The sequence below is a fragment of the Arthrobacter sp. 2RAF6 genome, from assembly GCF_052115205.1.
In the GTDB taxonomy this organism is placed as follows: Bacteria; Actinomycetota; Actinomycetes; order Actinomycetales; family Micrococcaceae; genus Arthrobacter.
This window is the reverse complement of sequence record NZ_JBFRGF010000012.1, coordinates 116,289-128,378: the sequence shown is the minus strand read 5'-3', so window position 1 is coordinate 128,378 and position 12,090 is coordinate 116,289. Positions and strand designations below refer to the sequence as shown.

Below are 12,090 nucleotides of genomic sequence, written 5' to 3'. Positions count from 1 at the left end.
GTGGCGTTCTTCGATGCTGACCGGGTGGTGGCGTTCGCGCCAGGTGCGTGCTTTGGCCCGGAACCGGGACGGGACGAGGTCCCCGGCCGGGCAGCCGCGGGCGGGGTTGGGTGCGTCGGGGTCCAGGAAGTGTGCTTCCAGGCCGGCTGCCGCGGCGGGGTCCAGGGCGCCGGTTTCGTCGACGATGATCCGGGCGTGCTGCCAGGAAATCGTCCCGGACTGCAGGGCCGCCAGCGTCAAAGGCAGGCCCATGGTCAGGGCCTGGGCGTCGGCCAGGAAGGCCCCGGCGGTTCGTTCGCTGACGGTCAGGACGCAGGCCACCTCCGCGAGCAGGGCCAGCTCGTGTGCGGTGCGTTCCTGCGGTGAGGACGCCGGTGGCGCCAGGGCCCTGGCCGCGTGGACGTAGTCCGCGGCCAGCCTCGCCTTCAAAGCGGCGGTCCGGGCCTCCAGCCGGGCCACTTCGGCGAGGCCGTCCAGGCAACCATCCGCCAGACCCCGCAGCGGATCAGAGCCATGACGCGGATCAGCACTTTCAAAGGAATCAGCGTCCCGCGTGACGGCGCTCAGGACGGCAACCGACGCGGCCACGGCCTCCACGGCCGCCCTGCTCTCCGCACTCCACGCTGTCCTTCCATCCATACCCACAGCATCGCAGGAGGCACCGACAATTTAATGATGGCGCTAGCGCACGACTCCGGAAGACACACTCGGCTAACTAAGGTTCCTGCGCTTGAGAAGGAACCACCCGCCTGAATCTCCGGAAAGGTAGCGCTGATCCCCTCCGCGCCACGCGCGAAGCTCCGCTCGGAGTGGACGCTGCTTTTGCGAAACGGAGGTAGAGCGAAGGAACAATGAACAAATTGAGCAGTGTGGACGTGACGAGTCCGCCGAGAATGACCACGGCCATCGGGTGTTCGATTTCATGGCCCGGGATATTGCCCATGACCACTAGGGGCACGAGGGCAAGTCCTGTAGCCAAGGTGGTCATGAGGATCGGGGAAAGCCGTTCCGCAGCTCCGCGCAACACGAGGGCGCGGCCGAACACTTCGTCCTCGTTCTTTTCCAAATGCTGGCAGTGGCTGATGAGCAGGATCCCGTTGCGGGCTGCGATGCCCATGACCGTGAGGAACCCGACGAGTGAGCCGAGCGAGAGGACTCCGCCGGTGATGTAGGCGGCGAAAACTCCGCCGACCAGGGCTATCGGGAGCGTCAGCAGCGCAAGCAGGGCCAGCCGCCAGCTCCGGAACGATGCCTGCAGTAACAGGAAGATCAGGGCCAGGGCCGCTGTGGCGAAGATCGTCAGGCGTTCGGTGGCCGCTTGGCGTTCCGTGTACTCACCGAGGAGTTGGACGCTGTACCCCGGCGGCAGGTTCATCTCTTCGAGGCCTTCCTGTAGCCTGCGGACAACTGTCCCGAGGTCCGCCCCCTGATCGATAAAGGAACCAACCTCAACGCGGCGGGATCCGTTCGTGCGGTCAATGAGGTTGGGCGTCGCTTGCACACTGACAGCGGCGACGTCGGCCAACCGGACGCGCTGTCCGCTGGGGGTGTCGAGCGGCAGGTCTTCGATGCTGGTGACGCTGGCACGGGTCTCCGGTGTGCTCCAGACTTGGACGTCATAGGCACGTCCGTCCCGGAAGACGTCGCCCACCTCTTCCCCGGCCACGAGTGTCGCGGCTGCCCGCCTGACGTCGCCGGGTTTCAGCCCGTACTTTTGCGCCGCGGCAAGATCCACCTTGACGGTAATCTGCGGCACCTCGACTTCCAGGGAAACGTGGGGTTCATTAGTGCCCTGGATGTGGTCAAGAATGGATTTGATCTTCTGAGCCTGGTCCCGAAGCACGTTCAGGTCATCCCCGTAGACGCGGACCAGGATTGGTTCGCTGGCGCCGGTCAGGACCTCTTCGATTCTCTCTTTCAAGTAGGTCTGGACGTCACGGTGTAGGCCCGGATAGCCGTCGACAACCTCCTGGACAGCTGCCACCGTTTTATCGTAGTCAGCGTGGCGGTCGATGCTGATCCAGTTTTCCCCGGCGTTGACGCCGACGATCTCGTCTGCGGTGAACGCCTGGCCTATGTGTGTTCCGCAGTTCAGGACTCCGGGCACCTTGAGGAGCTCCTCACAGCCCCTCTGTGAGATGCGGTATTCCTCTGCTGCCGATGTGCCGGGCTCTGAGACCCAGTGCATCAGGAAGTCCCGTTCCTTGAAGGTGGGGAACAAGGACTGGCCCAGCAGGGGAGCGATCACCAGACCCGCCAGCGCGACGGCGCCGAAACTGGCGTAGCCGTAGCGGGGCCGGTTCATGGTCCGGGACAAGGCGGCGTGATATCCGCGTTTGAGCACCCGGACCAGGGGAGGATCGCGCTGCTCCAGTTTCGCCCTGCCGAGCAGAATCAGTGCCAGCGCCGGTGTCACCGTGAGCGCGACCAGCATCGAGGCGAGGACGGCCAAGGTATAGGAGACAGCGAGCGGCCGGAAAAAGACACCGGTCAGTCCGTCGAGGAAGAAAATGGGAACAGCCGCGACAACGATGATCAAGGTCGCGTAGACAATGGGACTTCGCATTTCCAGTGATGCCCTGAGCACCACCGAGGCCGTCGGTTCCCCGCTGCCCAGGGCCCGATGCTGCCTGAGCCGGCGCACGATGTTTTCGACGTCGATGATCGCGTCGTCGACGACGACACCAACTGCGATGACCAGCCCCGCCAGGACCATGGTGTTGATGGAGCTCGCCGTGAAGTACAGCACGAGCGCCGCCGTCAGCAGGGAGAGCGGAATGGCCACGAGACTGATCAGCGCTGTACGCCACTGGAACAGGAAAGCGCCGAGGATCATGACGACCAGCAGGCAGCCCAGGAGCAGCGCGAGGCTGAGGTTGGAAATCGCCTCCTCGATGAAGCTCGCCGGACGGAAGATGGTGGTGTCGAAGGTGATTCCACTCAACCCTGGCTGGAGCTGGCGGAGGGCGTCCTCAACTCCCTTCGTCACATCGAGGGTGTTTCCCCAGGGGAGTTTCTCGACGATGAGCATGAGCCCGTGCCCGTTGTTGATGACCGCGTCCCCGATGAGCGGCTGGTGGTCCTCCACGACCTTGGCCACGTCACCAAGGTGCAGAGCGACACCGTCCTTTTCCCTGATCGTGACTTGCGCAAGGTCCTCGGGACTGGAAACCGCCTGGACATGCTGGACGCCCATTCTCTGGTTCGGACTGTCAATGAAGCCTCCCGTGCCGATGAACCGGCCGGGGGAATACTTCAGCAGGCCGGCGTCCACTGCTCCGGCGGTGACTTCCATGACCTCGTTGAGGGAAACGTTTTCAGCCTTGAGCCGGTCCGGCTGCACCTGGACCTGCAGCATCTGGAGCCGTTCACCCCAGATGGCGACGTTGGCCACCCCGGGCACCCGGAGCAAGCGGGCTCGGATCGTCCAGTAAGAGAGCATGGACATCTCGATGAGGGACCGGCTGGAGGAGGTCATGCCGATCTTCATCACGCGGCTCGTCGACGACAAAGGCTGAAGCATCACCGGCGGAGCCGCCCAGGTGGGCAGGGCGGAGGTCACTGCCGCCATCCGTTCAGAGACCACCTGGCGGGCGTTCAGCAGATCGGTACCCTGCTTGAAGACGAGCACGATCGAGGACAGCTGGGGCACGGACTTGGAGCGCAGCTCATCCAGGCCGGGCACGCCGCTGAGGGAAGCCTCGATCGGCACGCTGACCAACTCTTCCACTTCCTGCGCGGTCAGGCCCAGGCAGGCCGTCTGGATTTCCACGCGCGGGGGCGCGAATTCCGGAAAGACATCGATGGACGCTGAGCTCAACTGTGCGGATCCCAACAGCATCACCGCGCAGGCCAGTGCAACAACCACCGTCCTGAATTTGAGGCTGATGCCTATGATCCAACGCATCTCAGTGGGCCGTATCGAATTCCTCGCCGAACAGTTCCTCGGCCCCCAGCGTTACCACCGCCGTGCCGACCGGCGGACCGTCCCTCAGCAAGGCGGCTTCGCCGGCGATTCGCTCGACACTTACCGCCTGACGGACATACACACGGAGCTCCGGATTTGTGTAGACCCAGGTCCTGCCCTGGCTGTCGTATAGGAGGGCCCCGTATGGGACGGTCAGCTTCCCCTGCGGACCCGACGCTGCCATCCCGGTCTTTAGCCCAAGACGTTCGACGGCGCGTTCCGTCAAGGTGATGCGGTGCAGGTCCGTCCCCGGGACTTCTTCCATGGTGGCAGGGGCGTCTGCGGCAGACACGGCTTCGGCTTGCGGCTGGGAACAGGCCGGCAGCGACAGCGTCAGGAACGCGGCCACCACCAAGGCGATCAGGACCTTGGTCCCGTGGCCCCGTCGGGAAGCTGTCTTTTTCATGGTGCATCCTCGCTCTGTGCCCGGAGAAGCGAATCGTTCCGGGTTGCGGTCCTAGGCGCCCGTTCCGGTCCGAATCGAAGCAACAGTGCGGGCAAGACAAACAGCAGGAAAAGAGTCGTGGTGAGGAGCCCGCCCCAGATGATGACGGCGAGCGGTTGGATGATTTCCGTTCCGACCACACCACCAACGAGCGCGAGCGGCAGCAGGGCAAGAGCCGTCATCAGGGCCGACATCAGCACGGGCATCAACCGGTCCTGAGCGCTTCGGATCACGAGCGCGGGTCCGTAGGCCGCGCCGTCCTCGGACCCTAAGCTTCGAGCGTGCCGTATCAGCAGGATGGAACCACGCACGGCGATGCCCAGGACGGCAGAGAAGGCAGGAAGCGAGATCAAGGAGTTGATTCCGCCCGTCATTTGGGCTGCGAGCACCCCGCCCGACAGCGCCGTAATCAGGCCCAGGAAGACCGCCGCACCCAGCCGCCAGCTTCCCAGCGCCGTTTGGAGAAGCACCAGGATTCCGGCCGCAGCGACCGCCGCCAGCAGCCACAGCCACCGGGCGCTATTCTGCTGCTCCGCGTACTGGGTGAGGATTTCCGCGTGGTATGAGAGCGGGAACTGCAGTTGCTGGACGCCCTTCTCGATGTCCTGCTGCACGTCGTTGAGCGCGCGCCCCTGAATTTCAGCCTTCACATCGATCCGGCGCGAGGTGTCATCGTGCAGGATGACCGCCTCGTTCCCGACCATGTTGACCTGAGCCACGTCGCCGAGGCGGACATGCCCGCCGCCGGGGGTGTCGATCAGCAGCTCGCGGACGCTCGTAAGGCTGTTCCTGGTCGACGGAATTCCTTTGACGATCACGGAGAAGACTTTTTGTTGCTGGTAGATGTTGCCGACTTCGATTCCCTGCAGCAGGGCAGCGGCCGCGCGCCTGACATCGCCGGGGATGACCCCTGCTTTCTGGGCCGCGGCCAGGTCAACCTGGACCTCGACAATTGGTTGTTGGGCGGGCGCGTCGACATGGGGATTGACGACGCCGCCTGTCCGGGCCATAACTTGCCGCACCTCCTCTGCCTTCTGGCGGAGCGTCGTCATGTCCAGGCCGTAAACCCGGACGGTGAATCCGGGGTCGGCAGCCTCATGGATTTGGTCGATCTTCTGTTGCGGGTACGTGGTTACTTTGCTGGTCATCCCCGGATACCCAGCTACCACGTGCCGGACTGCCGCCGCCGTGTCGCGGTAGGAGGCCTCCGCGGAAACTGTCACCCAGAGCTCCCCGGCGCTGACGTCACCCACCTGGTCCGAGGTGATGGCGCGCCCGACGTGTCCCCCCACATTGGCCACGCCGGGAAGTGCCCGGAGCTCTTGGGCGGCCGCATCAGTGATCCGGGCCATTTCCTGGTCTGATGTGCCGGCGATCGCACTCCACTGCACCACGAGGGTCCTGTCCGGCAGGACGGGCACTGTCGGACGGCCGGTGGCCATCTGGGGCGCGAGCGCAAGTCCGGCGAGGGCGATGACCGCCGCGCCCGCGAAAACCCACCGTGCCTTTCCCGCCACCACGGACAAGGCACGGCCGTATCCGCTGTGGACCCGGCCCACGCGGCGTCCTTCACTTGCGATGGTCCGGCCGACGGGCAGGACGAAGACCAGCGTCGCGGTTACAGCCAGTGCCACGATCATCGCGACAGCCAACGTGAGCAGGTAGGAAAGGAGCAGCGGGCCGAAGAGGGCTCCGTCTTCGCCCGGGACAAAGAACACGGGCAGCACAGACAACGCCATGATCAGCAGAGAGTAGAGAATCGGCGCTCGCACTGCCCGCAGGGACCCCGTCACCACGGCGTCGCTCGACTCCGCGATGCCGGGCCCGACGCCGTACCCGGCGCCAGCCCTGCCAGCGCGGACTGCGCCATAGAGATCTTCGGCGACGTCACCAACAACGACGGCCAAGGCCAGGATCATGCCGGCCAAGACCATGGTGTTCATCCCGGTGCCTGTCAGATACAGCACCAAGGCTGCCGCCGTCAGTGAGACCGGAATCGTGACCAGGCTGATGACCGCTGTGCGCCAGGAGCGGAAGAACGCGCCAAACATGGTGGCTATCAGGAGCAGCGAGACAAGCAGTGCGACACCAAGCGTGCCGACCTCTTCCTGGATGAACGCTGCTTGTCGGTAAACGGTGGCATCGATCGTGACGCCGGACAACCCCGGCTGGAGCGAATGGAGCGCATCATCGATGCCCCGGGTCACGTCCATCGTGTTCGTCTCCGGGAACTTCTCGATGACCAGGAGCAATTCGGCATCCTGGCCGGAAAGTGAATCCCCGATCAGCGGCTGGTGATCGGTCACGACGTGGGCGACATCGCCCAACACCAGATTTCCGGCCGGCCCCTCCAGGCTGACTTGGCCCAGATCCTCGGGTGTGGTGATCGGCAGGACGTGCTGAACTCCGAGCCGCTGGTGGCCGGTCTCCAGAAAGCCGCCGGTGCCGGGTGTGGATGCCTCAAGGTAACTCAAGGGCGACACCCACACGGCGTTGCCGGTGGTAGTAATGACCTCGTCGAGCGTCACCCCTTTGGCCTCAAGTTGCTCAGGATCGACCAGGACCTGCAATTGCTGGTCGCGGAGCCCCCAAATAGCCACGTTGGCGACGCCGGGCACCGCCAGGAGGCCGGGCTTCAAGGTCCAGCGGGCCAGAACAGACATGTCAATGGCCGACATCTCTTTGGACGTCAGCCGAATCATCATGACACGACTCGTCGATGAGAGCGGCTGCATCAGGACGGGCGCGGCAGATACGTTCGGCAACGCGCGTGCCTGGGTCAGACGTTCAGACACAAGCTGGCGGGCCCGAAAAAGGTCAGTCCCCGGCTTGAACACCATCTGGATCGATGACAGGCCCGGGACGGACGTGGAATGAATGGCTTCCACCCAGGCCACACCGTTCAAAAGGTCCGCCTCCATGGGGGAAGTGATCAGCTGTTCAACTTCCGCGGCGGAGAGCCCCAGGGCCTCAGTCTGGATTTCAACCTGTGGAGGGGCGAATTCCGGGAAGGCATCCACTGCCATGCCCGGCAGGCTCGTGAAGCCGAAACCCAGGATCCCCGCTGCCAATGCGAGGACCAGAAACCGGAACTGGAGGACCCACCCGAGGATCGTGCTCATCATGGCCGGTTGCCCGGTTCTTCGGGCGCCATGACAGAGAAGCCATAGCGGGGAGGAGACACTCCAGAACCGATTTCCCGTAAGTGCCCGATGAAAAAGTTAGATCCCCGGTACCTGTCCACCACGCGGCTCCTTGGAGCTGTGCCAAAGCGCCCCCAGACGTGTACGTCAATAATGATCCCGGGCAAACCCCGGGTCAACGCTCCATGCAAGGATTCTCAGGAAAATAACAGGGAATTTTTTATCTTTTCACAAGTGATAGCGGTAATGGCACCAACTAGCCGCCGGAGCCCGGCGTCGCAACCTCGGCGTGGGGCGTTGTGCCGTAGACACTTGCACTGACCTGGTAGGCGTGCCCGTCCAGTTCCAGTGCCTGCTGATTGATCTCACTCAGCTTGGAGTCTGCGAGCGCCTCCGCTTTGATCAGGTCCAATGACTCCTGCTCCGCACCACCAACCGCTGTGACTTTCACCAGTCCAGTGCCCGCTGAATAGAGCTTTTGCTGGTGGCCCACAGACGGTTCCAGCGGATTGTATTCATCAACGACCAACACATCGTCGTAGCATGCGGCGGGGACGCATACCCGCTCGTGCTGCTTGAAGACAGTTCCGCAATCCAGGAAGCCCACGTCGGGTGCGTGGGCCTGGACGTAACCGGGGGTACCCGTCAGGGGCTGACCCTGCATGGCGATCCCTGCCTGGGCCTTGGAAATGCCGTGAATGAAAGTGCGGGGCGCGCCGGTGAACGTGCCGTTCTCGTACTCTTCCGGGTACTCCCCGAAGAGCCAGACCGCTCCCTTCTCCGTCTGGGCAAAGAAGGCCAGTTCGGATTCCACCAGCTGCCCGTCGAAGTAGTCCCGGTCCCACATCACGAGGGTCTTCACGCCGTCTATCACCTTTGTCAGTCCGGTCACGGAGTGGACGACGGTGCGCTCGGAGGTGCCATCGGCACTCTTGACCGTGCCCTTCGTCGTGTACTGCATGCCGGGCTTCAGCGGAAACCACTTGTTGTCAATCCTGGGCGTCGACTGGAAGGCGGAGCGGTCAAAGTGGATGGCGGACCCTGCGCCGCAGAACTCCGCGGCGTCCGAGGTCACTGTCGGGGTCACAGTTGGGGAGGCTGACCCCGACGTCGGCCCTGTCGGCGTCCCGTTTGACGTGGCCGGGGAAGGCGTACCGCTTGGCCCGGAACACGACGCCACCGCGGACATTGCCAGAAACAGCACGAGTGCGGATCCCAACGCCGTTAGTCGTTTGCTTGGCTGGAACATCTCGGCGTCCTTTCACAACAGGCTGATGAAAGGAGGACCGGGACAGTGGGAGAGAGTTTTTCATGCCGCACCGGCCACGGTCCAACATTTTTCAATTGTGCTCCGGCCGGCGCAAAAAAAGAACAGACGGCGCACAAACCTGACGTGGCGAGCGGGGTCCCTTGGGCAACCCCGGGGGGCCGGCGGCGTCTGGGGTAGAGAGCCCCGAGCCCCGGGCTCCAGGGACCCTCCCGCCGTCGGCCCCGTCCAATGCCGGTCCCGGAGGGCCGGCTGGTTTGTCTCAAGCCGCGGATGTGTTCCTGTGTTAATTCAACATCTTTCCCGGCCCAGAGGCACGAGTGCCGCCTACTCGTTTTCCAGGCAGGGGCGGCCAAACACGCGGAGAACCCTACGTAAGCAGGGCTTTCTTCACTTCCTGGCACAGGTCAGCTTAGGGGGCTTTCCCGCGGGGGAACCCACCGATTCAGGGCTTCATCCAAGGCAGCCAGATCGACGGGTTTGCTGAGGTAGTCGTCCATACCGGCTGCTAGGCAGCGCTCGCGGTCTTCGTCCTGGGCTCCTGCGGTCATGGCGATGATGGGCAGGTGCGCGGAGCGGTTCTCCCTCGCCCGAATGCTCCTGGTGGCCTCGAAACCGTCCATGACCGGCATGTGGCAATCCATGAGCACAGCCGCATAGGAGCGGGCGGCGATGGCGGAGACAGCCTCGGCGCCATCGGCAGCCACCTCGGCTTGGTAGCCCAGTTTGGCAACCATTTCACGGGCGACGAGCTGGTTCACCTCGTTGTCCTCCACTACAAGGATTCTTCCTTTCGAAGGCCTGTCCGGCCTCGGTGGCCGTGCAAGTGCGGACGCCGCGTCGATCGCTGGGGTGCCAGCTACGAGCCGCATCAGGCGGTCGTAGAGTTCTGAGCCGCGTAAAGGTTTGGTGAGCCATTCGCTGATTCCCGCATCAGTCATATCGGTCTTGGATACCTGGGACGCCGAGGTCAGCATCATGAGCCGGATGCCCCGCAGGGCGGGGTCGCTCGAGAACTCGCGAGCAAGCTCGAGGCCGTCCATGTCCGGCATGCACATGTCGAGCAGCGCAACGTCGAAGGGTTTCCCTGCGGCGGCTGCCGTCCGTGACCGGTCGAGGGCCGTGCGCGCGTCCGCTACTGCGTCCGGCCGCAGCCCCCACGTGTTCAATTGCGATTCCAACACGAACCTGTTGGTGGCATTATCGTCGACCACCAACACGCGCAGACCCGCCAGTAGGCTCAGGACCGGACGGTCGGGAACCCGCCCGTCTTCCTTGGACAAAGGCAATCGGAGAGAGAACCAGAACGTGCTTCCCTCGCCAGGGGTACTGGTCAAACCGATGTCCCCGCCCATCACCTCCGTCAGACGCCGGCAGATGGCGAGCCCCAGCCCGGTTCCACCGTACCGACGCGTGGTGGAGGCATCCGCTTGGGAGAACGAATCGAACAAGCGCAAATGATCCGCAGCATCGATGCCTATACCGGTATCGCTGACCTCGAATCGCACAAGCGCGGTTCTCGCGTCCTGGTCCGCGACGTTCACCCGGATGGCGACTTCACCGGAAGACGTGAACTTTACGGCGTTCGAAGCCAGGTTCAACAGAATCTGCCGGATCCGGCCGGCGTCACCAGCCAGCTGTGCGGGAACATCGGGGTGGCAATACGCGATGAGTTCCAGGCCTTTGCCCTGGGCTGCTTCGGCCAGCAGCGAGGCGACTTCCTCCATCAGGTATTGCGGATCGAAGGAGGTGATGTCCAGGTCGATTTTCCCTGCTTCCAACTTCGAGAAATCCAGGATGTCGTTAATCAGGGTCAACAAAGCTCCGGCGGCGGTCTGAACTCCTTCGGCGTATTTGCGTTGTGCTTCATCCAGCGGGGTGTCCAACAACAGCGTTGTCAGGCCTATGACTCCGTTCATGGGGGTTCGGATCTCATGGCTCATCGTCGCGAGGAACTCGGACTTCAACCTGCTGGATTCCAGGGCCGCCTCCCTGGCGGCCAACAGTTCCGCTTCAGCGGCACGCCGAGAGGTAATGTCCTGCCCGATGGTCGCAATTCCGATGACCCCGTGTTCGCCGCGGATCGGGGAAACCGTCAGGGACACGGGCACGATGGAACCATCCTTACGCATCCGGTCTGTCTCGAAGCTACGGGCCTGTCCGCCATTCTGGACGGCGGCCAGCACCTCGTCCTCGGATTGGAGGTAGTCCGGAATGAGGAGCCGGACGTTCTGCCCGCTCGCTTCAACGGCGGTGAATCCGTACAGCTTCTCCGCTCCGGGGTTCCAGCTGGTGATGATGCCCTCAGGCGTCATACCGATGATCGCGTCAGCCGAGGACTCAACGATGGCGGCCAGACCCTCCACTTGGGCGAGCGCCTCCCGCGCCTGGTCCTGTGCGCGTTGCCGGGACGTGACGTCACGGAAACTCCAGACCCGTCCCACGATCTCGTCCCCGACTTGTTGGGGCCGGGAATACCGCTCAAACGTCCGCCCGTCACGGAATTCCAACATGTCCAGGCTCTCCGCGCCCGGATCGGCGTACAGTTCCTGGACCTTGCCTATGAAGCCATCGGGATCCGTGAGCTGGTCGAGGACGAAAGCCAACAGCCGGCCGTCGTCGTGGGACTCCAGAAGCTCCGTCGGGATGCCCCACAACTCGGCGAACCGCTCGTTCGCCCCCGCGATAGTCCCGTCTGCCGCGACAACAAGAATGCCGTCGGCTGTGGACTCCAGGGTGGCACTGAGAAGGGAGAGGGCATCACGGAGTTCGGCATCCACGCGGCTGCGGTCACTTACTTCGCGGATCGAGGCGACGAGTTGCATGGCCGGTCCGACGCCGAGGGGAGCGAAGCTGACCTCAATGGGAAACTCGCTTCCGTCACGATGGTGGCCGAACAGTTTCAGGTCAGTCCCGGACCGGCGTATTCCAGGATCACTGGCAAAGAGGTCCCGGATGGCGCCGCCCTGGCCCTTGAACCGCGCCGGAAGCAGCATTTCATAATGCTTGCCCAGCAGCTGGCTACGCGAATAGCCGAAGAGCTGCTCCGAATAGGCATTGCCGAAGGTGATCTGACCGTCCGCGTCGATCACGAGCAAAGCGTCCGGCACGGCCTCAACCAGGCCGCTAAAAGAGCCGAAGCGATCCAGCGGCCGCACTTCGTTTGTCATTTCGGCCCCCAGAGCTGAATAGATGACAAGCCCGCCCACATCGGCGGACGCCTAGGTGTGCCTGTGTGGCCCTCCCCACGGACAGAGTATCCGGGAAC

At 63.6% G+C, this 12,090-nt stretch carries 5 protein-coding genes and 1 pseudogene; all 6 read right to left on the bottom strand.

Annotation, left to right across the window (positions count from 1 at the left end):
- Positions 1 to 639, bottom strand: a pseudogene (locus AB4Z38_RS11200) (HNH endonuclease signature motif containing protein); the annotation flags it as partial.
- 76 nt (positions 640 to 715) lie between these two features.
- Entirely contained in the window at positions 716 to 3,907 is a 3,192-nt protein-coding gene (locus AB4Z38_RS11195; RefSeq protein WP_441429765.1) for an efflux RND transporter permease subunit, read from the bottom strand.
- A gap of 1 nt (position 3,908) precedes the next feature.
- Positions 3,909 to 4,373: a hypothetical protein gene (locus AB4Z38_RS11190; protein ID WP_441429764.1), complete on the bottom strand. Its 465-nt coding sequence runs from the start codon at positions 4,371 to 4,373 to the stop codon at positions 3,909 to 3,911.
- Complete coding sequence (locus AB4Z38_RS11185; RefSeq protein ID WP_441429763.1) at positions 4,370 to 7,537, bottom strand: efflux RND transporter permease subunit; 3,168 nt, start codon at positions 7,535 to 7,537, stop codon at positions 4,370 to 4,372. The genes AB4Z38_RS11190 and AB4Z38_RS11185 overlap by 4 nt, the downstream gene beginning before the upstream one ends.
- A gap of 274 nt (positions 7,538 to 7,811) precedes the next feature.
- Positions 7,812 to 8,642 (bottom strand): hypothetical protein, encoded by an 831-nt coding sequence (locus AB4Z38_RS11180; protein WP_441429762.1) that lies wholly within the window; start codon positions 8,640 to 8,642, stop codon positions 7,812 to 7,814.
- A gap of 587 nt (positions 8,643 to 9,229) precedes the next feature.
- The gene (locus tag AB4Z38_RS11175) at positions 9,230 to 11,992 is read right to left on the bottom strand and encodes a PAS domain S-box protein (RefSeq protein ID WP_441429761.1); all 2,763 of its coding nucleotides are present in this window, start codon (positions 11,990 to 11,992) and stop codon (positions 9,230 to 9,232) included.
- Between the last annotated feature and the right edge of the window lie 98 nt (positions 11,993 to 12,090).

Excerpts from the sequence above, each read along its gene's own strand:
- AB4Z38_RS11195 (WP_441429765.1), bottom strand. The coding sequence starts at position 3,907 with ATGCGTTGGATCATAGGCATCAGCCTCAAATTCAGGACGGTGGTTGTT.
- AB4Z38_RS11185 (WP_441429763.1), bottom strand. The coding sequence starts at position 7,537 with ATGATGAGCACGATCCTCGGGTGGGTCCTCCAGTTCCGGTTTCTGGTC.
- AB4Z38_RS11190 (WP_441429764.1), bottom strand. The coding sequence starts at position 4,373 with ATGAAAAAGACAGCTTCCCGACGGGGCCACGGGACCAAGGTCCTGATC.
- AB4Z38_RS11175 (WP_441429761.1), bottom strand. The coding sequence starts at position 11,992 with ATGACAAACGAAGTGCGGCCGCTGGATCGCTTCGGCTCTTTTAGCGGC.